Origin of the sequence: Flavobacterium silvisoli, from assembly GCF_004329815.1 — a bacterium.
Taxonomy (GTDB): Bacteria; Bacteroidota; Bacteroidia; order Flavobacteriales; family Flavobacteriaceae; genus Flavobacterium; species Flavobacterium silvisoli.
Genome location: NZ_SJPE01000012.1, coordinates 49,176 through 74,975 on the forward strand (window position 1 = coordinate 49,176; position 25,800 = coordinate 74,975).

The following is a 25,800-nucleotide window of genomic DNA, read 5'->3' on the forward strand; positions in this document are numbered from 1 at the left end:
TTTATAAATCTTTGCGATTAAACTTTCGGAGTGAAATGAAAAAAGGAACGGCAACCCACAAACAAAGCAATAAGAAGGAAACCGTAAGTCCGACAGTTGTTCCGAAAAAGTCTTTAAAAATAGCACCGGTATATCCCATCATAGCCGAAACATCGAGATGCAATAGTATTTGGATTCGGGCTAAATCAATCGGACTTAAGGCAGTAATACCTACCATCGCATTTTCTATAGGATAATCGGAAAATTGGAACAGTAGAAATAACACTATACCGTCAAACAATAGAGCAAAATACAACCAGGTCATGATGGCTATTCCAATTCCTTTCGCTTTATCCCGGGTCATGATTGAACTGAGAAATGCCAACGCCACAAAGACTATCGAAATCAAACAGCCTACTATGAGCATCATCACTCCTACACTATCGGGAGAGTTCACTAAAAGCGGAATTCCGGCCCCAATGAAAAAAGCCAAAACCATTGCTAATGAAAGTCCGAAGAACAAACTCAACCAGATTTTTTTTCTTTTAATAGGCTGACTCAGGAGCAGTTCGATAAACTCTGAACTATTGTACAGGTAGATGGTAGAAAACAATATGGAAACCAAAGGAACGGTAAATAAGATTACGTTTAAAACCGTCAATATCCCTTTGGCAGAGTTGTCTTCTAATGCAAAGGAACTCCACGACAACACAGCCAAAATCAGTGTGTAAGCTAACACGATTTTGTTTTTGAGTATATCGAGCAAAATAATTTTAATGATTCTGTTCATCTTTCTTTTTCTTTAGGATTTGAGCAATCGCTTTGGATATTTTTTCTTCGCCGGTTTCAGTTTGCAGTTCTTCAATTTTCTTATGAAAATGTACTTTTCCATCCTGCATGAAAATGATTTCGGTAATTAAATCATCTAATTCACTCAACAAGTGTGAAGTAATGAAAATCAGCTTTCCTTTTTCTTTTTCTTTAATAATTTTTTCTTTCAAAATTTCAGAAGCTAACGGATCTAAACCAGCTGTAGGTTCGTCTAAAATCAAAACATCCGGGTTGAATAAAAAGGCCAATACGGCACTGATTTTTTGAGTAGTTCCACCCGAGAGGGTTCGCATCTTTTTGTCATACATTTTCTCAATTTCAAAAGCATGGAGTAAATCTTCGTCCAATGCTTCGCGGCTGTTTCTGATGCGTTTGATCATTTCTATAATCTGACCGATAGTCATATTATCGGGATACCGCCCAATTTGAGGCATGTAACCAATATTTTCGCGATACAAATATTCTTTTAGAACTGTTTTTCCGTTAAATTCTATCAATCCTTTATCGGGCAATACCATACCCAGTATCGACTTGATTAAAGTGGTTTTTCCGCAACCGTTGGGACCAATCAGCGCAATACATTCGCCTTTTTTACAGGAAAGATTTACATCTGAAAGGACTTCTATTTTGCCGAATTTTTTATGAATATGCTTTATTTCAATCATAGCGGTAGTGACTTCATTAGGGGCGTTTTGTCGACAAAATTATCGGGTGTTATGCTGGGCAATACTTTTTCGGATTTATCCAGAAGTGTAATCATAAAGCTTCTGTATAGCAACATGGTAGAGGTGTTCTTCTCAGTCAGTACTGCAAATAAACTCAACGGATGATAAGGCACATCGCCTACTCCGTCTTTGTTTAAATCATAACCTTCGTATTTGTCCCAATAATTACTGTTAAAAGTGTTCAATACCAAGCTGCCGTTGGTGCTGATGTCAAACGTATTTTTAAGAAAATTGTTGTTCAGAATTTCGTTTTCCATGCAACTGGCCTGAATTTTCATTCCCCAACCATTGGATATGAAATCGTTTTTCTCAACTTTCATTCGGGAGGTTCCTTCCATGTAGATACCCGAAGTATTTTTGATGAATTTGTTATTGAAAATATAACCGTCGGCAATTTCCTTAAGCAATAAGCCATAAGCGGAATCGCCCCAGTTTTCTTCAAATGTATTGTTAATCATCTTAACACTTTTGGAAAACATAACAGCTACTCCTGCCCCGTTGTTTTTAAATAGGTTAGTAATATATGAATCGTCATTGGAGAACATAAAATGCAGCCCGTAACGAATATTTTTAGTAGAAATATTTCTCCAAATTACCGAATTGGCAACAAACTCGAAATAAATACCGTCGCGGTGACCCGAAATGGTGTTAGCAATAATTTGCAGGTTGTTGCTTTTCCAGCAGTGAATGCCGTTTCCGATAAGTTGCTCTTCGGTTCCGTGCGAAATGATGATATTTCCTTTGACTTCACAGTTATTACAGTTTTGCAGATAAATCCCAAAAAAGTTGTTATCTAACTTGTTATTCAGGATTCGGACAAAGCTTCTGTTGTATACTTTTATGCCGCAAGGATCATCTAAAGCTGCAAAGCCTGAATTGATAATTTTAAATCCTTTAACTACTACGCTGTCTGCTTTTATCGATAAAACTTCTCCTTTTTTGCGTGCGTCTAAAACAGGATATCCTTGGCCCCAAAAGACGATTTTTTTATTAATCACGATATTGCCTTCGCGGTACAAACCTTTATGAACAATGATGGTGTCACCGTCTTTGGATTGCGCAATGGCTTTACGGATATTTTTCAACGGATATGGATTCCCGACATGAATGGTGTGGGCCACCATCATTTGAAAAGCAAAAAAAAGGCAGGCTATGTAGCAGAAATTTTTCATTTAGTAGCTGCTGTAAAGTTCTTTCCAGGTCAATAATTTGGCATTCAGTTTTGACTGATATTGTGCCGCCTCTTTGTCAGAAGCAAAGGCCACAGCATTTCCGTGCATCGGACTGTTGATGCTGCCTCCTTTTAAGAAATAGCATTTTTCTACCGGAAGTAAAGTATTTTCTTGTAAATAATCGCCAACAAAAAAGGCTTTGTAAGGCACTACCGTATTTGATTTTGCAAAGTGTATCATACAAGCCACATCGTCAAACTTATAATACCTTCCTTTTTGAGTGATTAATTCGGCACCGAATTTTCCGTTGGCAATAGTCATTTTACAAAAATCACAAGAATCCGTGTTCAACTGTATGGGTTTAGGTTCGCCTGATATACATGAGACAAGTACTATTGAAATTAAAAAGATAAGTGCTGACTTTTTCATTGAATTGTTATTTTTTCTTTAGTAAATTATATTCTTTGATTACAACAAATAAAAGCAAAACGGCTGCTGCACTCATGAGCCATCCTCCGGTATCGGGTATTGAAAAAGCTCCGAAATTCAGTAATTGTTTGTACCCTAACAACGGTGGTTGATAAGCCATTCCGGGAACTTTAATAGCGGCATCCGGGTTTAAATTGTGTCCGTACTCGTAATTCCATCGGTAGAAATCAACTGCAGCTAAAAGTATAAAAACTACATATGTAAATAAAAACAACTTAACAGCCTTGCGTTTATTTATCATTGCCAAAAGCAACGATGTTAAGGCAAATAGTCCAAAAACAATCGGTAAAATTTTGAATTCGATAAAATTATCAGTGTGTAATGTTGCCATTCCTATATAGTGATTCAATCCGTTAATGATATCAACGTCACCCCCTATTTTATTGGCGTACAACTGCAACACTAAACCTTCGGGATATTGAGGAGCTTCTAATTCAATTCGCCACATGGGCACAAATAAAGAACCGGCAAAAAGTGCTGCTACTATCAAAAGTAATACTCTTGACAGGATTGAAATTTGTTGAGTTTTCATAATTGAAAAATAAAAAGGAGCAATTTCAAAATTGCTCCTTTAGTGAAATGTTTTTTATTTTTGGGTAGGAGCAGGTAAATTAGTACCCACGCTGAAACTTATCGGAACATTGCTTCCGGTCGGTGATACTCTTATATATCCTTGCATTTCTTGGTGTAAGGCACTACAGAAATCGGTGCAGTAGAATGGGAACATGCCTACTCTGTCCGGATTCCATTTGAGGGTTGAGGTTTCTCCCGGCATGATTAACAATTCTGCTGTGCTGGCACCTTTGATCGCAAATCCGTGAGGAACATCCCAATCTTGTTCGAGATTAGTAATGTGGAAGTAAACTTCATCTCCCATTTTAATACCTTCAATATTATCCGGAGCAAAGTGTGAACGGATACAGGTCATGTATACGTCAACTCGTTTACCGTTACGAACTACTTTGGTGTCTTTTTCTCCTTTGGTTACAAACGGGTGTTTGTTGTCTTCCAATTTGTAGAATTTCAATTGTCCGTTATTTCGAATCAAATCTGCCGGAGCCGCTTGTGCATAGTGAGGTTCACCAATGGTAGGGAAATCCAATATTAGTTGCATTTTATCTCCGCTGATGTCAAAGATTTGAGCACTTTGCGCTAACTCCGGTCCGGTTGGCAAATAACGGTCTTTGGTAATTTTATTGTAAGCAATCAAATATTTACCAAATGGTTTTTTACTGTCTCCACCAGGAATACACAAGTGTCCTACTGAATAATAGGTTGGTACTCTGTCTAACACTTTAAGCGATTTGATGTCCCATTTTACCACTTCAGAAGACACGAAGAAGGTAGTATAAGCATTTCCTTTACCGTCAAACTCAGTGTGTAATGGCCCTAAGCCCGGTTTTTGAACTTCGCCGTGAAGCGCAGCTTCGTATTTCACTACCGGAATTCCGTCGTATTCACCTTCAAATTGTTTGTTTTTGATGGCGTTTTGCAATTTGTCAAAACTAAACACCGGAATCAAAGCAGCCAATTTTCCTGAACCTACTATGTATTCTCCGGTTGGATCTACGTCACAGCCGTGAGGTGATTTCGGACATGGAATCATATAACAAATGTCTTTCAGCTCTTTTGAATCCAAAATCAGCACTTGAGTTTTGATTTCTGAAGTTGCGGTATGAGTACTTTCATTGTACACGTTGTGAGCGTACTTGGTTGGAGTAAGTTTTCCTTTTCCGGCTTTGATGTACTCTTCTGCTTTTTTCCAGTTAACAGCCATGATGAAATCTTTATCTCTTTGCGAAGCATTAACTTCTAATAAAGTATTAGCTTGTTCGGTATTGTAACAAGAGAAGAAGAACCAACCGTGTGATTTTCCTTTACCGGCATGCGATAAATCGAAGTTCACACCCGGACACTGAATTTGGAAAGCAATATCCATCTGTCCTTCCTTGCCTACTTTTACAAAGCTCAAATGTCCTTTAAAATTCTTTTTATAAGTATTAATCGGCACATCTCCATCAGAGTTGTCGGCAGGTACACTGAAACGGGTTCCGGCTACTACATACTCTGTGTTTTCGGTGATGAATGGAGATGAGTGATTACCGGCACTGTTAGGAATTTCGATAATTTCCTTGGTGGTAAATGTTTTCAGATCAATACGAGCGATACGGGGTGTGTTATTGGCATTACCAAAAACCCAACGACCATCCACCTCTCCGTTAGTTTGCGACATTTCGGTGTGGTGTAAATCATCCCAAGGCACAAAACCGTGTGAAGTGTTTAACATAGGTTTTGTTTCTTCGTTGTAACCGTATCCTTTTTCAGGATCTACAGAGAACACCGGAATTACACGGAATAATCTACCGCTCGGCAAACCATACACGCTCAATTGTCCGCTGAAACCACCGGAAACAAAGTTGTAAAACTCATCGTATTTTCCGGGAGCTACGTAGGCCTTCTGAGCAGCATCACCGCTTACGGCATCACCGGAGTTTTTCGGTTTACAGGAAATGAGCAAGGCACTCCCCATAGCAATAGTAAGTATTGCTTTTGTAAATTTATTTTTCATTTTGGTATAAGATTAGATTAACAATCTTTGACTCAATTCCTGAGTCTGTATTGACAGTTTTTTTACTTAACGCCGTCTATTTTACGCATGTATTCTAAAATACTTCGGGCTTCTGTATCGTTTAAGCCTTGATTGGGCATACGTACCAAACAGATTTCCAATTGCGCCTGCACTTTCGGATCTTTATTTATCATAGGATCAGGATTAGTGATAAAGTTCATGATCCATTGTGGTTGATGACGTGAAGTAACTCCGTGCCAACCCGGTCCAACCAACCTCTCATCGGTAATTTTGTGACAAGAAGTACATTTCACACCGGCTACTTTTTCACCTTCTGCGGCCATAGCCTGATCCAAAGTAGCACCTAAGTCCACTTTATCATATTTCCCTTCTCCACGGTTAGGGTCATAAGTTGAAGGATCGGCTTTGGTAGCTGTAGCTTCTTCTGTTGTTGGTTTAGAGAAATCATCTCCTGATTGTTCTTTTTTGCCACAAGACACAAACAGTAATCCTACAGCAATAAATAATGATAATTTGTACATGATAGTTCAGTTTTTAAAATTTCTTACACAAATTTAAAAGTTAAACAGTTGTTAATTTTATGACTGTAATCATAACCATCTAAAATTGGTTGAAAATTCTAGTTCCGGCGTATATCATTTTTCTAAAAAAAATAAAAGCAACTGTCAAATAACCAACATGAAGTAAATAAACATGTACTTTATCTCTAAATTTTAACAGTAAAATCATATAAAAATCTAAAAGAAATGTTAACTTTGTTTAACCACAACATGCCTCCATTATTACAATTAACTATTTCTTCTTAAATATGAATTGGGAAGAAGTATTGATATTATCCCGATTTATGATTGGAAAAAAGGCTCTTCTTGAATTTTTTAAAATTTCACCCACTCCAAGCTTAGTGTTGTATCCTGATGCTCCTAAGTTTACAATTGCAGAGGTCAATGAAGCCTATCTCAAAGCTACTCAATCAAAAAGAGAAGACCTAGTGGGACGAGGAATTTTTGAAGCCTTTCCGGATAATGATGCTAATCCTGCTGCGGATGGCGTTAAAAATCTTTCTCACTCGCTTAATACAGTTATCAGTAGTAATCTGAAACACAAAATGGACGTTCAGCGGTATGACATTCCAATCAGAGGCACATCAGAGTTTGAGATAAAATACTGGGAGCCAGAAAATATCCCTTTGTTTGATGAAACCAACAAGCTACATTTAATACTTCACTGTGCTATAGATATCACTGAGAAGAAAATAGCTGAGGACAATATTAAACTTTTAAACGAAAAACTGGAGCAAAGAGTACAAGAACGCACCGAAGAAGTAGAAAAAGCACTCAAACGATTTGAGTACGTTACACAAGCTACCTTTGATGCGATTTGGGATTGGAACCTGAATGAAGACAAAATCTTTTGGGGAACCGGTTTTGAAAACATGTTTGGTTACACTACAAAGGATCTGAAAGGAGACAGCTCGGCCTGGATTAACAAGATTCATCCCGATGATATAGAAAAAGTAAGGCAAGGCTATTACAACACCGTAAAAAGCCCTGACACTAACTGGATTGAGGAATACCGGTATAAAAAGAAGGACGGAACCTACTCATATGTAATAAACAAAGGCGTAATCATTCGTAACGCTGATGGCAGAGCTACCAGAATCATTGGTGCCATGCAGGACATTACCAAGAAAAAAGAAGAAGAATTACGATTGAAACTACTGGAGTCCGTAATCGTTAACACCAATGATGCCGTACTAATTACCGAAGCCGAACCTTTAAACGAACCCGGTCCCAGAATCATTTATGTAAATGAAGCCTTTACCAAAATGACCGGTTACACCTCCGAAGAAGTAATTGGTAAAACGCCTCGTATTTTACAAGGTCCGAAAACTAACCAAGCTGAATTAAAAAAACTAGGAGCCGCCTTGCGTGATTGGCAACCTTGTGAAGCTACTTTGTTGAATTATAAAAAAGGTGGTAAAGAATTTTGGATTCATATGTCAATAACGCCAGTGGCTGACGCTAACGGTTGGTTCACACACTGGGTAGCTGTAGAACGTGATGTTACCGAGATAAAAAAAACGGAAGAAGAACTATTAAAACGATTAAAAGAAATATCCGACTATAAATACGCTATTGATGAGTCTGCTATTGTGGCTATCACAGACCAAAAAGGAATCATTTCTCACGTGAATGATAATTTTTGCAAAATATCAAAATACTCTCGAGAAGAATTATTGGGAAAAGACCATCGTATCATCAACTCAAATCACCATCCGAAAGAGTTTATCAAAGAACTTTGGACTACTATCGCCAAAGGCAATGTGTGGAAAGGAGAATTAAAAAATAAAGCTAAAGACGGTACACCATACTGGGTAGACACTACCATTGTTCCTTTTTTAAACGAAAAAGGAAAACCGTATCAATATGTGGCCATACGTTCTGACATTACACAAAGAAAAATTCAAGAAGAAAAAATAATTGAAACGACCCAAAAATTACTCAACACCCTTGAAAGTATTCAGGATGGGTTTTACACTTTGGATTCCGATTGGAATGTCAGTTACTGGAATGACGAAGCCGAAAAGCTTTCCGGAAAAAAAAGAACGGAAATAATCGGAAAAAACTTTTGGGAGTTGTATGAGGGTCAAATCTCTGAAAAAATTCATAACGCATTTTACAAAGCCAAAGAACAGAAGAAACCTGTAAGATTGGAAATTTATTCTAAATCGTTAAAATATTGGTTTGAATTAAATGCCTTCCCGTCTGAAATGGGATTAACCGTTTATTTTAAAAATATTACAGACCGAAAAAAAACAGTGTCAAAACTCAAAAAAATGAATCGCTCTTTGGAAAACAACATCAAAAAATTAGCCCTTTCCAATCAGGAGTTAGAACAATTTGCTTACGTGGCTTCACACGATTTGCAGGAACCACTTCGCATGGTAACCAGTTTTTTGACTCAAATTGAAAAAAAATACGATGATATACTTGATGAAAAAGGGAAAAAATACATCTTTTTTGCCGTTGACGGAGCCAAACGCATGCGGCAAATCATATTAGATTTATTGGAATTTTCCAGAATCGGCAAAACAGAAACCAAACAACAAGAAATAGATGTAAACAATGTTGTAGAAGAAATACGATTACTATACCAAAAACAAATTGAAGAAAAGAATGCGGTTATACACTATCAAAATCTTCCCACTGTACGTACTTACGCCTCACCTTTAAAACAAGTATTTCAGAATTTAATCAGCAATGCATTGAAATATTCCAAGCCTGATGTAGCGCCGGTTATAAACATTACGTGCAGTGAAAATGCCGCTTTTTGGAAATTTGAAATTAAAGACAATGGTATAGGTATCAGTCCGGAATATTTTGATAAAATATTCATTATTTTCCAACGTTTGCACAGCAAAGAAGAATATTCCGGAACCGGAATGGGATTATCTATTACTAAAAAAATTATAGAAAATCTCAGAGGTGAAATTTGGTTAGAATCTAAACCAAATCATGGAACTACTTTTTATTTCACTATTCCCAAAAAATAAACACTCTAAAATTATGAAAGAAATTCACATCTTATTGGTTGAGGATAACGAAGGCGATATTCTTTTAACTACCGAAGCACTGGAAGAGGGACGAATAATTAACAAAGTAAGTGTTGTAAAAGACGGCAAACAAGCTATTGATTTTTTAAATCAGAAAGAACCATTTCAAGACGTTTCGCTACCTAATTTAATCTTGCTGGATATCAATTTGCCTAAGAAAAATGGTCATGAGGTATTGAAATACATAAAATCAAGTAAACAATTTAGACACATTCCCATCATAATGCTTACCACTTCATCTTCTGAGAGTGATATCATTCAGGCTTATGATCATTATGCTAATTGCTTCATCACAAAACCCGTAGATGTGAACGAATTTATGACTGCCGTAGCCAAAATTGAGAATTTTTGGATTAGTATTGTACAACTTCCTTAACCTAAATCAGCATGAACAGCTTCAAAGATACTAAAAAACACCAAATTCTGATTGTAGAAGACAATTTAGGCGATTACACCCTTATTGAAGACTATCTGGAGGAACGTTTTGAATTACCACAAATCGTTTGGGCTAAAAATTTTAAAGAAGCAAAATCGCATCTGACAGATGATGAATTTCAGTGTGACTTGATTTTGTTAGATTTATCGTTGCCTGATAAAAGCGGAGAAATACTTATTCACGAAATAACTCAACTTAGCCACGAGGTACCGCTAATCATTTTAACTGGATATTCTGATATTAATTTCGGGATAAAATCATTATCTCTCGGAGTTTCTGATTATTTGATAAAAGATGAATTAGATTCCAATTCACTATACAAAAGTATTGTTTATAATATTGAACGAAAAAAAACACTGCTACAACTGGAAACTTCTGAAAAACGTTATAGCGATTTGTTTCATCTAAGCCCACAGCCTATGTGGGTGTATGATATAGAAACCCTTCGTTTTTTAGATGTCAATTTAGCTGCCGAAAAACATTATGGCTATTCGCTTCAGGAATTTTTAGGCATGACTATAAAAGACATCAGGCCAAAAGAGGATGTGCCCGATTTAATTAAAAGAGTCGAATATTTAAATGATAACCAAAGGCATCACGCATTGGGTACTTTCAGGCATCAAAAGAAAAACGGTGAAATTATTTTTGTCGAAATTCAAAGCAATACCCTACCCTTTCAGAATACAACAGGACGCATTGTATTGGCCAATGATATTACTGAACGTTTCTCCTACATCGAGGCCATCGAAAAACAAAATGAAAAACTGAAAGAAATTGCTTGGATACAATCGCATATAGTAAGAGCTCCCTTGGCCCGCATGATGAGTTTGATTGATATTTTAAAAAATTACGGCACAGATGAAGACGATAATGAAAAATTACTGACTCATTTATTGGAATCTGCTGAAGAACTGGACGTTATCATTAAAGATATATCCAAAAAATCAGAAGCTATAAAGCTGGATAAAAAATAAATTAAAAAATCATTCATCTTTAAATAATATCCATTCATCTACACTTTAAGTTGTTTTGGCTTTACTTTTATACACGAAAACGAAATTTAAAACAAACTGAATACCTTTAAAATATTTTTGTAATAGCATAACCCTTATAACCCAATGTTGAAAACATTAAAAATATTGTTTATCGAGGATGATTCTATTGAGGTAATGAAATTCAACAGAGTCTTATCACAACTGGAATTAAACCATCAAATTATTGAAGCTAATAACGGCGAAGATGCCTTAACGCTCTTGAAAGAAAAAGAAAATCTTCCTCACATCATCATCTTGGATTTGAATATGCCCAAACTCAACGGAATTGAATTTTTAACCATCTTAAAAAACGATTCGCTGTTAAAGTACATCCCTGCTATAATACTTACTACTTCAAGCAATTTCAAAGATTTGAAAGAGTGCTACAAAATAGGTATTGCCGGGTATATTTTAAAACCCCTGAAATATGAAGACTACGTTTCAAAAATTAGGAAACTTCTGGATTATTGGAGCTGTAACGAATTGATTTCGGAATAAATTAAAGTTAGTTGTCTTTTATGACAAAATAATTATGGTAGAAACACAATTTACTTTTACCGGCTCATCGCTGAACAATATTTTCCCCTTTTACATGCTTATTGATGAAAATCTAATCATTAAAAGTTTTGGAAACAGTATTGCTAAGATTATGCCCGAGCTGAAAGCAGATAAATTGTTTACCGGATACTTCACGGTAGTTCGGCCGTTCAAAGAAAACGTAACTGCCGAAAATTTCAAATCGCTCCTAAATCAGTTGGTAGTTATAACCTCTAAAGGATTTAACGTCACAACCCTCAGAGGTCAGTTTGAACAACAGAAAAACGGATACCTTTTTATTGGTTCTCCGTGGTTGATGTCTTTGGAAGAAGTAGAACACAAAAAACTGAAACCTACCGATTTTGCTCACCACGATTCACTGTTGGATATTCTTCACGTTTTAAGTAATCAAGAAAAAAACAACAATGAACTGAAGAACCTGGTTGATACCATAGACAAACAGCGCAAACAGCTTAAGATTGACAAAGAAGAATTAAACAAAATCTCGTTAATTGCCAGTGCCAATAAGAATGGTGTGGTTTTTACTTATCCTCAGGGTGATATTTTTTGGTGCAATGAAGCTTTTGAACATATAACCGGATTTTCTAAAGAAGAAATCATCGGGAAATCGTTAATTGAAGTTGGGCGCGGAAAATTATCCAATAAAAAGGAAATTTACAGGATGATTGACGCTTTTTACAAAGGAGAAGCCTTTGATGTTGAATACATACACACTAAAAAGCGCAAAGGAACCTTTCGCTCTAAAATAACCGGACAACCTATTTTAGACTCTCGCGGATCAGTCATTCAATATTTTGCCATTATTGAAGACGTTACTGTTGAAAAAGAACGGGAAGAACAATTAATATTGCTTTCTTCTATAGCTGAAAAAAACAGTAACCCGGTACTCATTTCAGACAAAGACGGGAAAATTGAATGGGTCAATTCAAGTTTTCTCGAATTGACAGAATACACTTTGGAGGAAGTGCTAAAGCAAAGACCGGATACTTTATTGCACGGTCCTGAAACTGACCCTAAAACCATTAATTATTTAAATGAACAAATTAAAAACGGACTTCCTTTTTATTGTGAAATTATAAATTACACCAAATCAAAACAAAAGTATTGGGTACGCATTCAGGGGCAAGCATTACACGATGAACATGGTAAAATTAAAAAATACTTTACCATACAAGAAGACATTTCCTTTGAAAAAGAATTCAGTCAACAACTTATTGAATCTGAAAACCGATTGAATTCATTGATTGCCAATTTGCAATCGGGGATTTTATTTGAAAGCGCTCACAACAAAATTTTATTGGTCAACACCAAGTTTTGTTCTTTATTTGAAATAGATGCTGACCCTGAAGTAATGAAAGGTTTGGACTGTGAATTACTTGCCGTTGGTGTTAAAGAATATTTCAAAAACCCTAATCATTTTTTACAAAGAATTGAAGAAACTCTGAGACAAAAAGAAATTATCATAGCCGAAATTGTAGAACTGGCCGACGGTCGAATATTAGAACGAACTTTTATTCCAATATTTAAAGGAGAACAATTAGACGGATACCTATGGAGTTATGAAGACGTAACCATTAAGAAAAAATATCGCGAAAGTCTGGAGGCTGAAAGAGAAAAATACAGCAACATTATTGCCAATATGAATATGGGGTTATTGGAAGTTGGTAATGATGATACTATTAAACTGGCCAATCAGTCTTTTGCCGAGATGTGCGGATATACTATTGAAGAATTGTTGGGTCAAAAAGCTTCTGACTTATTTTTAAATAAACACAGTATCCCTATTTTTGAAGAAAAAATCAGCGAACGTTCTGCCGGACTCTCCAACTCCTACGAATTACCCGTCAACATTAAATCGGGAGAACGCAAATATTGGCTCATCAGTGGGGCTCCTAATTACAATGTAAATGGAGAGATTATAGGGTCAATCGGTATTCATTTAGACATAACCGAACAAAAGAAACTCGAGCGCCAAAAAGAGCAGTTACTCAAAAAACTGGAAAACCAAAACGAACGTCTCAATGAATACGCCCATATGGTATCGCATGATTTAAAGTCACCTTTGAGAAGCATTCACTCCCTGATAACATGGATTAAAGAAGACAATGAAAAACTTTTCAATAAGGAAACACAACGTTATTTCGAATTGATTGAAGATAAGGTTGAAAAAATGGATAACCTGATTCAGGGAATTTTGATGTATTCAAAAGTTGATTCGAGCAAAGAGTCCACAGAAAAAATCGACTTAAATGAAATTATTCAAAACTGTATCACTATCATACACATTCCTGAAAATGTCAGCGTTACAATCAAGAAAAAACTGCCTACCATACAAATTGACCGTTTCAGAATGCAACAATTGTTTCAGAACTTAATCAGCAATGCTGTTAATTTTATTGATAAAGATCTAGGTTTTGTTGACATTGATTTCGTTGAAAATGCAAACGATTATGTTTTTTCTATAAAAGACAACGGACAAGGAATAGATACAAAATACCAGAATAAAATATTTGATTTGTTCCAGTCATTTTCGGGTGAAGAAAAAGCTACCGGAATCGGACTTTCTATTGTGAAACGCATCGTTTCAATATACAACGGCGATATATGGATTGAAAGCACTTTGGGGTTAGGAACCACTTTTTTTATTAAATTACCAAAAAATCATGGAAGAGCCTAACATAGAATATATTTTAAAATTGTCTCGAAATGAAGAGGCGATAAAACAACGGTTTATCAACATCTTAAAATTCGAACTACCTATAGAAATTGATGCCTATTATATGAGCCTTCGCCTCAATAAATGGCCACAAACGATGACTTGTATTCACAAATTGAAAAACAAAATAGCCATACTAGGACTTGAAAACAGCTATCATTTAGCCGATGAGTATGAAAAATCTAATCCAAATAGTAGGAAAGATTTGCAGATTGAATTTGAAAAAACACTAACTTTAATGCAGCATTTTGTTAACTGCCTTTAAATAAAGCCTATGAATTGTATTATAATTGATGATGAAATGTTAGCCAGAGCGGTAATAGCACAAATGATTTCGCTACACACCGAACTGAACGTGGTAGAAGAATTTTCTAATGCCATAGAAGCCATTAAATACCTTAATAAAAATGAGGTAGATGTCGTCTTTCTTGATATTCACATGCCTGACTTTAATGGCTTTGATTTTATCAATACAATCAAGAACCCTCCGAAAGTAGTACTAATAACTTCGGACAAAAATTTTGCTATTAATGCTTTTGAATACGATTGTATCGTTGATTATTTGGTCAAACCAATTACAGAAGAACGCTTTGAAAAAGCCATGCAAAAGTTGAATTGGAGGGTTGATACTTCTAAAAAAGACGATACAAGTTTAAATGATAACATGCCGGTTGAAAAAACCAATGAGTTTTATGTCAATATCAACAACCGTTTGATAAAAATTGACATACCCACTATCACCATTATAAAAGCCAAAGGAGATTACATCAGCATTAAAACCGATACTACCTCTTACACGGTACATACCACACTTAAAAAAATTGAAGAGAAACTACCTAAGAATTTATTCCTGAAGATACACCGTTCATTCATCATCAATACCAAAAAGATTATTGATATAGAAGACAATAGTGTGCTGATAGGCAAAGATGTGATTCCGGTGAGCCGTGGCAACAAACCTGAGCTTATGAAACGCCTGAATCTTTTGTAAAAGACTAATTAACCCGATAAACCAAAACCCGGAGTAAGCTTTTGAAGCTTACTCTTTTTTTTACCCATTATCGACAATAATTTTAACAAAACAAGCATTATATCGATAAAAAACACCTTTTATCTTAAAAAAAAAACCATTCGTCTACAGCAAAGAGGAGTTCAGCCGAATTTAAAAATCTGAATTTAACATTTGTAATAGATTTGCTATAACAAAACCCAAATCAGTATCATAACTTAACCCGCTAATGTCATGAAAACAAATACTTTAATTCAGATGAAATCAGCACATTATAGCAAAATGTTTTTACTTATTTGCTGTGCTTTTACAATGCATGCTGCTAATTTAAATGCTGCTAACAATACCAATGCTAAATCCAAATATTATGCAGAAACCAATCGTGTTTGGATTAATGCAACCAGTGCCAGTGGTGCTTTTTCACAAACCTTAATTGGTTATAGAACCGGAGCCACTGATGGATACGATCACGGATATGACGGAGCTTTCTGGAATGACGGAGCTATAGGCTTGGCTTCACTTATAGGTGATACTCGATATGCTATTCAATTCAAAGGATTACCATTTTCATCAGCAGACATTGTTCCTTTAAGTTTTACCGCTACTCAAAATGGAGCCTATACTTTTGCTATTGATCATATGGATGGTTTCTTTACCAATGTTTCATTTGCTGTATACATACACGACAAATCAAACAACACGTATACTAATTTAAAAACCTCAAATTATACTTTCACAAGCAACAGTGGAAGTTATAACAATCGCTTTGAATTAACTTACTCTGTTGATGCTTCTTCTGCCTTAGGAACCGTATCAAATCCTTTTAATGCTGAAAAACTTGAAGTTTATAATAGTAATCAATCGGTAATAATAAAATCAGGTAACACCGTATTGAAAAACATTGAACTTTATAATATAAACGGTCAGGTATTATATGAAAACAAAGAGGTAAATGCTGCTCAAGTAACTATTTCAAATTTACCTGCAACAAAACAAGCTATAATTATTAGGGCCACTTCTGAAGACGGAATAACCGCAGTCAAAAAATGGCTTTATTACTAAAGAAAACCCCTCAATTTCGAGGAAATTCAAGGGAGGTTTATTTATATTATTTATTTGACACTAAACCGTTCCGATGCTATCGGAACGGTTTTTAAAATAGTCAATTAACTTAAACTCTCTTAAAAAACAATGCAATTTTATAACCTAGTCATCTCATCAACCCTAACCCAACGATGGAAACTATTTTTCTTAACGCCGAAGATCATAAATTGGAATATTTTAACACTATCGGACTTTTATTCCAAAACCATGTTTATCTGAATAAAAATGATGAATTGCTCGAATTTGATATCAAAGAGATTAAACGAATATATTTCAGAAAACAAAGAGATCTGAAAGACAATTATTGTTTATTCATCCTTTCAGCAGTGTTGGCGGGCGCCACCCTTTATTTGGGAAGCTATTTGTCACAAAATTACAAGCTGCCCATTTTAATAATATCAGGCTTGCTTTTGTTGTTTTCATTTTTAAAGAAAAGCTATCATTATGAGATATTCCTGATGACAGCCAACCATAACTTCACCGCGATAGAAGTTAACGAAGCAAATAAAGACCAAGCTTGTGAGTTGATATCGCACACCAAAAGAAAAATGAAAAAAATGAAGCTTTATCAACAAGCCGGCTAAAGAATAAAATCAGAATACCACAAAGAATACCATGACAGTTTATAAATCAAAGTTTGGAGTTGTTAATGAAGAAAGTCTAATACTTTATAAACCAAAACATGAAACAATATCGTTGAATTCCATTTCAGAAGTAAAAATTATCAAGAAAAAACATGACCTGAATTATTTTTTAAATCTCATTAAAAATAAAGACTATGATTTTATTATTGTGTTGGATAATCGGGAACAGATTGAATTCTCATTCGGGAAAAAAAATCTAGGAAATGCTGTGGCATTTAAAAATAGAATCCTGCACATGAAATTTAGCATACAGGAAAGTATTATGAATTAAAAACAGGCAACCGACTGCATTGCGGTTCAAAGTTGCATACGATTTAAGGGTTATAAATTAAACTTTGAGTTGCCTGTTTTCTTTTTGAAATACATTCGAAATAATAGTAATAATTAACCAGTGTAGCCCAAAGATCCTAATTACCTGTAAACTAAGAATTTGTACCGTTTATCTACACCGAAATGCCTATCGGCTTTTTATTTAAAACACTTACAATCAACAACATAAATTTGTACCAAGATAATACCTGAAAACTATTATTCATTACTAATAAAGATATACCCTTTTAGCCCAAAACAAACAAAAGTCTGTGAAACAGTGCTGAATGCCTCCTTCCTACTAAGTGTATTTGGCATTGTTTCCCAAAAAAAACTGTCAGAATTCAAAACAGTCCTTGAACTTAATTTTGGATTTTATGAAAACCGAGGCACCAGTCTCGGTTTTTTTATTAAGCTAAATTGAATATTGATTTGTCTGTTCTCTCAAATTGAATTCATATAAAATAAAAAACTCCGGATGTACCGGAGTTTTTTTTATGATTTATAGAGATTGTAATCTATTTGATGAATTCTACTTTTTGAACTTCTTCAGCATTGATACTATCAAAGAATCCTTGTTCATTCATCCAATCATCACTGAATACTTTACTCATATAGCGTGAACCATGATCAGGGAAAATGGCAATTACATTACTTTCTTCTGTAAACTCACCTTCTTCAGCATATTGCTTAATGGCCTGCATCACAGCTCCTGAAGTATATCCAACGAACAATCCTTCTTTTTTGGCTATTTCACGTGTAGTGTGTGCACTTTGCTCATCACTTACTTTCATAAAATGATCAATTAAATCAAAGTCGGTCGCTGTTGGAATCAGGTTTTTACCTAAACCTTCTATTCGATATGGGTAGATTTCATTGGCATCAAACTCTTTGGTTTCGTGGTATTTTTTCAAAACTGAACCAAAAGCGTCCACACCTAAAATTCTGATGTTCGGATTTTTTTCTTTTAAATACTTGGCAGCTCCCGAAATTGTACCACCGGTACCGCTACAGGCAATCAAATGGGTTATTTTTCCGTTGGTTTGCTCCCAAATTTCAGGCCCCGTAGATTTGTAGTGTGCATCAATGTTCAATTGATTAAAATACTGATTGATGTATATAGAACCTTTGGTTTCTTCGTGCAATCGTTTTGCTACATTGTAGTAGGAACGTTCATCATCTGCAGAAACATGTGCTGGGCATACATAAACTTTAGCTCCCAAACTACGCAACATGTCTATTTTATCTTTTGAAGATTTAGAGCTTACAGCCAAAATACAATTGTATCCTTTTATGATACTCACCATAGCCAAGCTGAAACCTGTGTTACCCGAAGTTGTTTCGATTATGGTGTCTCCTGGAGATAAAATCCCTTGCCTCTCAGCCTCTTCAATGATGTATAACGCGATTCTGTCTTTAGTGGAGTGCCCCGGATTGAAAGCTTCAACCTTAGCATAAAAATTTCCTGGTAGAGATTCAGTTATTTTATTAAGCCTGATTAATGGGGTATTCCCTATTAAACTTAATGCATTATCGTGAGCTTTTATATCTTCTTTCATAAAATAAATTAGTCAAGGCGTATTAATAAGTCTTTTTTACGGACTATATAACTTCGCAAATTTAATAAAATATTTTAAACTATCTTTTTATTCCTTCTAAATCTAATAAAAAACTGTATTCTTTAGCTATTTCACGAATGGCTTCAAATCGTCCCGAAGCTCCGCCGTGGCCTGCATCCATGTTAGTATCCAAATACAATTGATTGTTATCTGTTTTTAAAACTCTGAGTTTAGCTACCCATTTTGCAGGTTCCCAATATTGTACCTGTGAATCATGCAATCCTGTTGATACATACATATTCGGATACTCTTGTTTGATTACATTGTCATAAGGCGAATACGAAAGCATGTAATCATAATATTTTTTGACATTTGGATTCCCCCATTCATCATATTCTCCTGTAGTTAAAGGAATCGTATCATCTAACATAGTTGTTACCACATCTACAAACGGAACTTGGGCAATTACACCGTTGTATAATGCGGGTGCCATATTGATTACAGCTCCCATCAAAAGCCCCCCTGCAGAACCACCTTCGGCATATAAATGCTTAGCAGATGTATACCCTTGTTCTATTAAAAATTGAGAACAATCAATGAAATCGGTAAATGTATTTTTCTTTTTCAATAATTTACCGTCTTCATACCATTGTCTGCCTAAATCTTCGCCTCCTCTGATGTGTGCAATGGCATAAATAAAACCTCTGTCTAACAAAGTCAGACGAACCGAAGAAAAATAACAATCCATGGTAGCTCCATAAGAACCGTAACCATAAAGTAAGGTTGGATTAGTTCCGTCTTTTCGGATTCCTTTGCGGTATACCATCGAAACAGGGACTTTCGTTCCGTCTTGAGCGGTAGCCCAGAGACGTTCTTCGGTATAATTGTTTTTATCAAATGTTCCGCCGAGTACCTCCTGCTCTTTAAGGATATTCTTTTCTTTGGTACGCATGTTAAAGTCAATTACCGATGACGGAGTAGCCAATGATTGAAAACTATAACGAAGAAGTTCTGTATCGAAATCAAGATTGGTAGTAGTATAAGCTGTGTACGTTTCACTGTCAAAAGGCAGATAATACTCATCTGCGCCGTTCCATGAAATGATTCTGATGTTATTCAAACCATTGAAACGTTCGGAAACTACCAAATAATCCTTAAAAATATCAATATCCTCCAACAAAACTTCCTCACGGTGCGGAATCACATCCGTCCAATTGTCTTTTGAAGTCTTGTCTTCAGGAGTTTTCATCAACTTGAAATTGGTTGCTTTATCCTTATTGGTTACTATATAAAAATGTTCTCCAAAATGTGAAATAGAATATTCCAAGCCACGTGTTCTTTTTTGAAACATGGTAAACTTGGCATCTGGAGTTGCTGAAGAAACGATTTGGTACTCTGTTGTCAAAGTACTGTTCGAATTGATAATGATGTATTTTTTCGATTTCGATTTATAAACAGATACATCAAAAGTTTCATCTTTTTCAAAATAAACTAATACATCTTCTGATGCATCAGAACCAATTTTATGCTTGTAAATTTTATCTGCTCGTAAGGTCTGCTCGTCTTTTCTAGAATAAAAAAGTGTTTTATTATCACTCGCCCAGGTAGCACCTCCAGTCGTATTTTCTAATCGTACCGGAAGTATTTCCCCGGTCACCAAATTCTTAATCTGAATTACATATTGTCTTCTCGAAACGGTATCAACACCGAAACTCGCCCAGATATTATCTTCACTGATGCTTAATCCGGCTAAATTAAAATAAGCATGTCCTTTGGCCATTTCATTACAATCAAACAAAATTTCTTCCGGAGCCTCTAAACTTCCTTTCTTACGGGCATGTATCGGATAGTCTTTGCCTTTTTCAAAACGGGTAATATAATAGTAACCGTTGTAAAAATATGGTACCGACTCATCATCTTCCTTCATTCGCGCCTTCATTTCTTCAAACAAACTGTTTTGAAATTCTTTAGTATGAGCAGTGGCCTGTCGGTAATATTCATTTTCCTGATTGAGATAATCAATCACTTTTGGGTCTTCTTTTTGGTTTAACCAATAGTAATTATCGATGCGAATATGACCGTGTTTCTCCAAAGTATGAGGAATCACAGGAGCTAGAGGTGGTTGTAACTGTGTCTTAGGCATGAAAATGCATTATTATTGATACAAAAATAGTCATTATAGTTCCGTCTGTTGAGGACTCATCATGAAGTTATGCACTTAAAAATTAACAAATATTTCCTATTTTTGTCAGGTTAAATTTTAAAATTATGTTTGGAGATATCATGGGAATGATGGGGAAACTCAAAGAAACCCAACAAAAAATAGAAGAGACAAAAAAGCGCCTAGATCATGTCTTAATTGATGAGCAAAGCAATGACGGTTTGCTGAAAGTAACTTTGACTGCCAACCGAAAAATAAAAAGTATCGTTGCAGATGAACGTTTGCTAGCCGATAAAGAACAACTGGAAGACTATTTAATTCTTACGCTCAACAAAGCTATCGAAAGAGCTACGGTGATTAATGAAGCTGAATTGGCCGCAGTAGCCAAAGACGGAATGCCAAATATTCCGGGGATGGATAAATTTTTATAAAAAAACCACTACTTTAGGGCGCTAATTAATCACTCCAATTACATTACTTTACATGAATCTGAAAGAAAACACACTAAAGAACGAGCAACACTTCGATGCCTTATATGAAAACGTTGATATTGCTTACATTCTAAAAGCACTTCATAATTCAGATTCTTTTCTTGCTGATGCCAAAGTGACCGATGCCAGTTGGGTAGGAATGTATTACAACAACTTTGATCAGGATTTAAAAGGGAAAAAAGTATTGGAATTAGGATGTGGTGACTGTCTGAATGCCGCTATAATGTCTGTTCTTGGTGCTGAAGTTTATGCCAATGATATTTCTCAGGTGAGCGGTAAAATAATTGATCAACTGAATGAAAACTACAATTTTGAAAGACCCATTCGCTTTGTCCACGGTAATTTTTTAGAAAGTGATTTCCCTGATAATTTCTTCGACATTGTGGTAGGAAAAGCTTTTGTGCACCATTTGACCAAAGAACAGGAAGTACTCTTCACCGAAAAAATAGTAAAGATTTTAAAACCCGATGGTTTAGTCCGCTATTTTGAACCTGCCATCAACAGTAAATTTTTAGATCAACTGCGCTATATGATTCCGGTTTCAGGCAGACCGTCCAGTTTGCAAAGAAAAAAATTCAAACTCTGGAAAGAAGAAGACCCGCACCCGGATCGCGATGATTCATCAAAAGCATACAGAACTGTGGGTGAAAAATACTTTACAAAAACAGAAATCATCTGTTTTGGCAGTATTGAGAGGTATTATCGCTTGCTGCCTTATGGTGATTTTGCCCGAAAGTTTAGACGATTTGCCTTTAAAATTGAACGCTTGCTTCCTAAATTCATCAATCAAACTTTTTCACGTTCTCAACTCATTATTTACCAATTTCCTAAAAAAGAGGTCTAACAATTACTCAACTGAATTAGCTCAAATTGCTAGGTATTAAGAATTAGAAACTCATTTTCTCCAGAGCTTCCAACACGTATTCGTGCAACACTTGCTTGTAGTCGAGATGAGTTACCATACGCAGCTTTCCCTGCCCCATTGAGCTGATTAAGATTCCTTTGGCTTTGAGTTTTTCGATGACTGTTTTCTCGTCCAATGGTTTTTTAACTTCAAAAATCAGGATGTTGGTTTCTATTGGCTCTACTTTTTCTACCCAGTTTAGCCTTTGAAGTGTTAAGCCCAATTCTTTAGCTCTTCTGTGGTCGTCTTCCAGTCTGTTGATGTTGTGGTGCAATGCATAAATTCCGGCTGCTGCCAAATATCCTGACTGCCGTAAATTACCGCCAAATATTTTTCGTATGCGCAGTGCCCGGTGCATAGTTTCCCCGTCAGCTATCAGAACCGAACCAATTGGTGCTCCAAGTCCTTTGGAAAAACAAACCGAAATGGTGTCAAACAATTCTCCAAATTGTTTAGGATGCTGTCTTTTGGCTACTATGGCATTCCACAAACGTGCGCCATCTAAATGGTATTTCAAGTTATTAGCCTTACAGACTTCTTTTATTTTTCGCAATTCTTCTAGATCATAACAAGCTCCTCCTCCTTTGTTGGTTGTATTTTCAATACCTACCATTTTTGATAAGGGAGCATGATAAAATTCGGGATCGTTGATTCCGGCTGCAACTTGCTCTGCTGTAATCATTCCGCGATGACCGTCTAACAAATTGAAGTTTACACCACTGTTGAACGAAGCACCGCCGGCTTCATACAAATGAATATGCGACCATTTATCACAGATAATCTGATCACCCGGATTGGTATTCAGTTTAATGGCGGTTTGGTTGGCCATGGTTCCCGAGGGGAAAAACAGTGCGGCTTCTTTTCCGAACAAATCAGCTACCATTTTTTCGAATGCATTTACCGTTGGATCCTGCTTGAAAACATCATCCCCCACTTTGGCGTTGAACATGGCCTGCAACATTTCATGCGAGGGTTTGGTTACGGTATCGCTGATTAAATTTATTTCCATATGAGAAAGAGATAGTCTATTTTTGTTACGGATTTATTAGCCCCGATGGCAGTGGCATCCTTTATACCTGGCGCAGACAGGTATAAAGATAGAACGGACAGCGGGAAATAGCTCCTAAAAATTAAACCACAAAACTACATTATTTATGACAAATACCGAACAAATTAAAGGTATTGTAGAACGCCTCGGTGCGTTGAGGAGGTATCTTTGACATTGATGCCAAGTTAATAGAAATAGCCAACGAAGAGGAAAAAACCTTTGCGCCAAACTTTTGGAACAATCCCAAAGAGGCTGAAGTTATTGTGAAAAACCTTCGCTCAAAAAAGAAATGGGTAGAAGATTTTAATAAAGCCGAAAGCCTGACCGAAGAACTGCAAATTACCTACGAATTTTTTAAAGAAGGTGATGCTACCGAAGAAGAGCTGGATCATCAGTACGAATTGGTCAACACCCATATTGAAAATTTGGAGTTCCGCAATATGCTTTCGGATGAAGGCGACAGTTTGAGTGCTGTGCTTCAAATTACTGCCGGTGCCGGTGGTACGGAAAGTTGTGATTGGGCTTCAATGCTGATGCGTATGTATATGATGTGGGGCGAAAAAGAAGGCTACAAAATCAAAGAACTCAATTTCCAGGAAGGGGATGTGGCCGGAATTAAAACGGTCACGTTAGAATTTGAAGGTGATTATTCCTTTGGTTATTTAAAAGGTGAGAACGGGGTACATCGTTTGGTTCGTATTTCGCCGTTTGACAGTAATGCGAAGCGTCATACTTCTTTTGCTTCGGTATATGTTTATCCTTTGGTAGATGACAGTATTGAGATTGACATCAATCCGGCCGATATTGAAATTACTACTTCCCGATCGAGCGGTGCCGGAGGACAAAATGTAAACAAAGTAGAAACCAAAGTACAATTGGTTCACAAACCAACCGGAATTCAGATTCAGTGTTCGGAAACACGTTCACAACAGGACAACCGTCAGCGAGCCATGCAAATGTTACGTTCACAATTGTACGAAATTGAGTTAAAAAAACGACAAGAACAAAGAGCCGACATTGAAGCGGGAAAAATGAAAATCGAATGGGGTTCGCAAATCCGCAACTATGTAATGCAACCCTATAAACTGGTGAAAGACGTTCGTACTGGTGAGGAAACCAGTGATGTAGACAGTGTAATGAACGGTAATATTGATCGTTTTTTGAAAGCCTATTTAATGATGATGGGGCAAAAAGAAGAATAGTTTATTTGTGATTAAGGTTTGGAATATTAGGAAATTATAATCCGTTTTCATTTATTTGGAAACTTATTCCAAACCTACCAAAACTATGAATGCATACACCCTTCAGGAAATCAATGACCTGTTATGCGGCGAAATTATTGGCACTATCCCCAACAAAATTACAGCCCCCGAACAACTGGAAACTGCCAGTGAAACAGAAATTTCGTTTATCGGCAATAAAAAATATGAAAAATACTGGTACAGTTCCCAAGCTTGTGCTGCCGTAGTTAATGAAGATATAACCATAGAACCCGGAGAGAACCGTGCCTTCATCAAAGTTAAGAATGCTGATTTAGCCATGTCGCAGGTTTTAAATCTCTTTGCTCCACCATCACCTGCTTTTAGAACAGATATTCACCCTACAGCGGTTATTGATACTACTGCTTCAATAGGAAACGGTTCTCGCATTGGTGCCGGTTGTTACATTGGGCCGAACGTTATCATAGGTGAAAATGTTACTGTTTATCCTAATGTTACCATTCTTGATGAATGCACTATTGGAAAACACACCACTATTTGGTCGGGAACAGTCATTCGTGAGCGTTGTCATATAGGGATGTATTGTATTTTACATCCGAATTCGACTATTGGTGCCGACGGATTTGGATTCCGTCCTTGTCCGGAAAAAGGATTGGTTAAAATCCCGCAAATTGGAAATGTCATAATTGGGAACGGCGTAGAAATTGGGGCTAACTCATGTGTTGACAGAGGTAAATTCAGTTCCACTGTTGTGGGAGATGGTTGTAAAATAGATAATTTGGTTCAAATTGGGCATAATTCCAAGCTCGGGAAGTTCTGCATAATGGCAGGAAATTCAGGCCTGGCCGGTTCAGTAACATTAGGAAACGGAGTTATCATAGGCGGTAGTGCCTCTATAAAGGACCATACCTCTATAGGCGATGGTGCTACCATTGGTGCGGGTTCCGGCGTAGCTGGCGATATAGAAGCCGGGAAAACGGTATTGGGCTATCCGGCTATTGATGCCCGTGACACACTGAAACAATGGGCCATTTTAAAACGATTGGTAAAAGAATCTGGTAAATAATTACAAATTGAATTTAACTTAGTTCAAAAATTTCAAAAAGATTCATAATTTATAACTCCTAACTCGTAATTATATTTTATATTTGCACCGAGGATTCTGAAAAGAAGTTACACCTCACCACAATAGTCGATCGCTCCAGGTC

24 protein-coding genes are annotated in these 25,800 nt (G+C 36.2%); 14 read left to right on the forward strand and 10 right to left on the reverse strand.

Annotation, left to right across the window (positions count from 1 at the left end; genetic code table 11):
* Position 1 precedes the first annotated feature (1 nt).
* The 7 genes from EZL74_RS10210 to EZL74_RS10240 form a co-directional block, all read right to left on the reverse strand.
* Entirely contained in the window at positions 2 to 769 is a 768-nt protein-coding gene (locus EZL74_RS10210; RefSeq protein ID WP_131476509.1) for an ABC transporter permease subunit, read from the reverse strand.
* Positions 753 to 1,475: an ABC transporter ATP-binding protein gene (locus tag EZL74_RS10215; protein ID WP_131476510.1), complete on the reverse strand. Its 723-nt coding sequence runs from the start codon at positions 1,473 to 1,475 to the stop codon at positions 753 to 755. Before EZL74_RS10215 ends, EZL74_RS10210 begins: the two co-directional genes overlap by 17 nt.
* The gene (locus EZL74_RS10220) at positions 1,472 to 2,707 is read right to left on the reverse strand and encodes a nitrous oxide reductase family maturation protein NosD (protein WP_131476511.1); all 1,236 of its coding nucleotides are present in this window, start codon (positions 2,705 to 2,707) and stop codon (positions 1,472 to 1,474) included. The genes EZL74_RS10215 and EZL74_RS10220 overlap by 4 nt, the downstream gene beginning before the upstream one ends.
* Positions 2,708 to 3,136: a nitrous oxide reductase accessory protein NosL gene (locus tag EZL74_RS10225; RefSeq protein ID WP_131476512.1), complete on the reverse strand. Its 429-nt coding sequence runs from the start codon at positions 3,134 to 3,136 to the stop codon at positions 2,708 to 2,710.
* A 7-nt stretch (positions 3,137 to 3,143) separates the two neighbouring features.
* Complete coding sequence (locus EZL74_RS10230) at positions 3,144 to 3,728, reverse strand: hypothetical protein (protein ID WP_131476513.1); 585 nt, start codon at positions 3,726 to 3,728, stop codon at positions 3,144 to 3,146.
* Positions 3,729 to 3,782: 54 nt separating this feature from the next.
* A complete protein-coding gene (gene nosZ / locus EZL74_RS10235) occupies positions 3,783 to 5,765 on the reverse strand; it encodes a Sec-dependent nitrous-oxide reductase (RefSeq protein ID WP_131476514.1) in 1,983 nt (660 codons plus the stop codon).
* Positions 5,766 to 5,827: 62 nt separating this feature from the next.
* Positions 5,828 to 6,307, reverse strand: a complete 480-nt coding sequence (locus tag EZL74_RS10240) for a c-type cytochrome (RefSeq protein ID WP_131476515.1) — start codon at positions 6,305 to 6,307, stop codon at positions 5,828 to 5,830.
* A 287-nt stretch (positions 6,308 to 6,594) separates the two neighbouring features.
* Here EZL74_RS10240 and EZL74_RS10245 point away from each other — a divergent pair, with 287 nt between their 5' ends.
* The 10 genes from EZL74_RS10245 to EZL74_RS13135 all read left to right on the forward strand — a co-directional run bounded on the left by EZL74_RS10245 (position 6,595) and on the right by EZL74_RS13135 (position 17,171).
* Positions 6,595 to 9,339, forward strand: coding sequence for a PAS domain-containing sensor histidine kinase (locus tag EZL74_RS10245; protein WP_131476516.1), 2,745 nt, complete (start codon positions 6,595 to 6,597; stop codon positions 9,337 to 9,339).
* 13 nt (positions 9,340 to 9,352) lie between these two features.
* Positions 9,353 to 9,775 carry a response regulator gene (locus EZL74_RS10250; protein ID WP_131476517.1) on the forward strand — a complete coding sequence of 141 codons (423 nt, stop codon included), beginning with the start codon at positions 9,353 to 9,355 and terminating at the stop codon, positions 9,773 to 9,775.
* 11 nt (positions 9,776 to 9,786) lie between these two features.
* Positions 9,787 to 10,809, forward strand: a complete 1,023-nt coding sequence (locus EZL74_RS10255; RefSeq protein ID WP_131476518.1) for a PAS domain S-box protein — start codon at positions 9,787 to 9,789, stop codon at positions 10,807 to 10,809.
* Between the two features lie 144 nt (positions 10,810 to 10,953).
* Complete coding sequence (locus EZL74_RS10260; protein WP_131476519.1) at positions 10,954 to 11,367, forward strand: response regulator; 414 nt, start codon at positions 10,954 to 10,956, stop codon at positions 11,365 to 11,367.
* A 34-nt stretch (positions 11,368 to 11,401) separates the two neighbouring features.
* Positions 11,402 to 14,104 carry a PAS domain-containing protein gene (locus tag EZL74_RS10265; protein ID WP_131476520.1) on the forward strand — a complete coding sequence of 901 codons (2,703 nt, stop codon included), beginning with the start codon at positions 11,402 to 11,404 and terminating at the stop codon, positions 14,102 to 14,104.
* Positions 14,091 to 14,408: an Hpt domain-containing protein gene (locus tag EZL74_RS10270; RefSeq protein ID WP_131476521.1), complete on the forward strand. Its 318-nt coding sequence runs from the start codon at positions 14,091 to 14,093 to the stop codon at positions 14,406 to 14,408. Before EZL74_RS10265 ends, EZL74_RS10270 begins: the two co-directional genes overlap by 14 nt.
* Before the next feature lie 9 nt (positions 14,409 to 14,417).
* Positions 14,418 to 15,134 carry a LytR/AlgR family response regulator transcription factor gene (locus EZL74_RS10275; protein WP_131476522.1) on the forward strand — a complete coding sequence of 239 codons (717 nt, stop codon included), beginning with the start codon at positions 14,418 to 14,420 and terminating at the stop codon, positions 15,132 to 15,134.
* Positions 15,135 to 15,386: 252 nt separating this feature from the next.
* A complete protein-coding gene (locus EZL74_RS10280) occupies positions 15,387 to 16,214 on the forward strand; it encodes a T9SS sorting signal type C domain-containing protein (protein WP_131476523.1) in 828 nt (275 codons plus the stop codon).
* 173 nt (positions 16,215 to 16,387) lie between these two features.
* Positions 16,388 to 16,840 carry a hypothetical protein gene (locus EZL74_RS10285; protein ID WP_131476524.1) on the forward strand — a complete coding sequence of 151 codons (453 nt, stop codon included), beginning with the start codon at positions 16,388 to 16,390 and terminating at the stop codon, positions 16,838 to 16,840.
* Positions 16,841 to 16,871: 31 nt separating this feature from the next.
* Positions 16,872 to 17,171 carry a hypothetical protein gene (locus EZL74_RS13135; protein WP_161971726.1) on the forward strand — a complete coding sequence of 100 codons (300 nt, stop codon included), beginning with the start codon at positions 16,872 to 16,874 and terminating at the stop codon, positions 17,169 to 17,171.
* Between the two features lie 556 nt (positions 17,172 to 17,727).
* Here EZL74_RS13135 and EZL74_RS10290 read toward each other — a convergent pair.
* Both EZL74_RS10290 and EZL74_RS10295 read right to left on the reverse strand, forming a co-directional pair.
* On the reverse strand, positions 17,728 to 18,768 hold the full coding sequence (locus tag EZL74_RS10290; protein WP_131476525.1) for a PLP-dependent cysteine synthase family protein: 1,041 nt from the start codon (positions 18,766 to 18,768) through the stop codon (positions 17,728 to 17,730).
* A gap of 79 nt (positions 18,769 to 18,847) precedes the next feature.
* Positions 18,848 to 20,911, reverse strand: a complete 2,064-nt coding sequence (locus tag EZL74_RS10295) for a S9 family peptidase (RefSeq protein WP_131476526.1) — start codon at positions 20,909 to 20,911, stop codon at positions 18,848 to 18,850.
* Between the two features lie 125 nt (positions 20,912 to 21,036).
* Here EZL74_RS10295 and EZL74_RS10300 point away from each other — a divergent pair, with 125 nt between their 5' ends.
* Together EZL74_RS10300 and EZL74_RS10305 are read left to right on the forward strand one after the other, a co-directional pair.
* Positions 21,037 to 21,360, forward strand: a complete 324-nt coding sequence (locus tag EZL74_RS10300; protein WP_131476527.1) for a YbaB/EbfC family nucleoid-associated protein — start codon at positions 21,037 to 21,039, stop codon at positions 21,358 to 21,360.
* A gap of 52 nt (positions 21,361 to 21,412) precedes the next feature.
* Entirely contained in the window at positions 21,413 to 22,264 is an 852-nt protein-coding gene (locus EZL74_RS10305; RefSeq protein WP_131476528.1) for a class I SAM-dependent methyltransferase, read from the forward strand.
* Between the two features lie 43 nt (positions 22,265 to 22,307).
* Here the strand turns inward: EZL74_RS10305 and EZL74_RS10310 are convergent, their stop codons facing one another.
* Positions 22,308 to 23,333: a threonine aldolase family protein gene (locus EZL74_RS10310; RefSeq protein WP_131476529.1), complete on the reverse strand. Its 1,026-nt coding sequence runs from the start codon at positions 23,331 to 23,333 to the stop codon at positions 22,308 to 22,310.
* Positions 23,334 to 23,478: 145 nt separating this feature from the next.
* Here EZL74_RS10310 and prfB point away from each other — a divergent pair.
* Positions 23,479 to 24,574 (forward strand): peptide chain release factor 2 gene (prfB, locus tag EZL74_RS10315; RefSeq protein ID WP_131476530.1). Its coding sequence is split into 2 segments (ribosomal slippage): positions 23,479 to 23,541 and positions 23,543 to 24,574, totalling 1,095 coding nucleotides; the frame shifts between segments, so codons are not numbered across the junction.
* 85 nt (positions 24,575 to 24,659) lie between these two features.
* A complete protein-coding gene (gene lpxD / locus EZL74_RS10320) occupies positions 24,660 to 25,658 on the forward strand; it encodes a UDP-3-O-(3-hydroxymyristoyl)glucosamine N-acyltransferase (RefSeq protein WP_131476531.1) in 999 nt (332 codons plus the stop codon).
* Positions 25,659 to 25,800: the final 142 nt, after the last annotated feature.

Excerpts from the sequence above, each read along its gene's own strand:
- EZL74_RS10285 (WP_131476524.1), top strand. The coding sequence starts at position 16,388 with ATGGAAACTATTTTTCTTAACGCCGAAGATCATAAATTGGAATATTTT.
- EZL74_RS10280 (WP_131476523.1), top strand. The coding sequence starts at position 15,387 with ATGAAAACAAATACTTTAATTCAGATGAAATCAGCACATTATAGCAAA.
- EZL74_RS10305 (WP_131476528.1), top strand. The coding sequence starts at position 21,413 with ATGAATCTGAAAGAAAACACACTAAAGAACGAGCAACACTTCGATGCC.
- EZL74_RS10250 (WP_131476517.1), top strand. The coding sequence starts at position 9,353 with ATGAAAGAAATTCACATCTTATTGGTTGAGGATAACGAAGGCGATATT.
- EZL74_RS10230 (WP_131476513.1), bottom strand. The coding sequence starts at position 3,728 with ATGAAAACTCAACAAATTTCAATCCTGTCAAGAGTATTACTTTTGATA.
- EZL74_RS10215 (WP_131476510.1), bottom strand. The coding sequence starts at position 1,475 with ATGATTGAAATAAAGCATATTCATAAAAAATTCGGCAAAATAGAAGTC.
- EZL74_RS13135 (WP_161971726.1), top strand. The coding sequence starts at position 16,872 with ATGACAGTTTATAAATCAAAGTTTGGAGTTGTTAATGAAGAAAGTCTA.
- EZL74_RS10210 (WP_131476509.1), bottom strand. The coding sequence starts at position 769 with ATGAACAGAATCATTAAAATTATTTTGCTCGATATACTCAAAAACAAA.
- EZL74_RS10295 (WP_131476526.1), bottom strand. The coding sequence starts at position 20,911 with ATGCCTAAGACACAGTTACAACCACCTCTAGCTCCTGTGATTCCTCAT.
- EZL74_RS10255 (WP_131476518.1), top strand. The coding sequence starts at position 9,787 with ATGAACAGCTTCAAAGATACTAAAAAACACCAAATTCTGATTGTAGAA.
- EZL74_RS10275 (WP_131476522.1), top strand. The coding sequence starts at position 14,418 with ATGAATTGTATTATAATTGATGATGAAATGTTAGCCAGAGCGGTAATA.
- EZL74_RS10240 (WP_131476515.1), bottom strand. The coding sequence starts at position 6,307 with ATGTACAAATTATCATTATTTATTGCTGTAGGATTACTGTTTGTGTCT.
- EZL74_RS10260 (WP_131476519.1), top strand. The coding sequence starts at position 10,954 with ATGTTGAAAACATTAAAAATATTGTTTATCGAGGATGATTCTATTGAG.
- EZL74_RS10265 (WP_131476520.1), top strand. The coding sequence starts at position 11,402 with ATGGTAGAAACACAATTTACTTTTACCGGCTCATCGCTGAACAATATT.
- nosZ (WP_131476514.1), bottom strand. The coding sequence starts at position 5,765 with ATGAAAAATAAATTTACAAAAGCAATACTTACTATTGCTATGGGGAGT.
- lpxD (WP_131476531.1), top strand. The coding sequence starts at position 24,660 with ATGAATGCATACACCCTTCAGGAAATCAATGACCTGTTATGCGGCGAA.
- EZL74_RS10300 (WP_131476527.1), top strand. The coding sequence starts at position 21,037 with ATGTTTGGAGATATCATGGGAATGATGGGGAAACTCAAAGAAACCCAA.
- EZL74_RS10225 (WP_131476512.1), bottom strand. The coding sequence starts at position 3,136 with ATGAAAAAGTCAGCACTTATCTTTTTAATTTCAATAGTACTTGTCTCA.
- EZL74_RS10290 (WP_131476525.1), bottom strand. The coding sequence starts at position 18,768 with ATGAAAGAAGATATAAAAGCTCACGATAATGCATTAAGTTTAATAGGG.
- EZL74_RS10270 (WP_131476521.1), top strand. The coding sequence starts at position 14,091 with ATGGAAGAGCCTAACATAGAATATATTTTAAAATTGTCTCGAAATGAA.
- EZL74_RS10245 (WP_131476516.1), top strand. The coding sequence starts at position 6,595 with ATGAATTGGGAAGAAGTATTGATATTATCCCGATTTATGATTGGAAAA.
- EZL74_RS10310 (WP_131476529.1), bottom strand. The coding sequence starts at position 23,333 with ATGGAAATAAATTTAATCAGCGATACCGTAACCAAACCCTCGCATGAA.
- EZL74_RS10220 (WP_131476511.1), bottom strand. The coding sequence starts at position 2,707 with ATGAAAAATTTCTGCTACATAGCCTGCCTTTTTTTTGCTTTTCAAATG.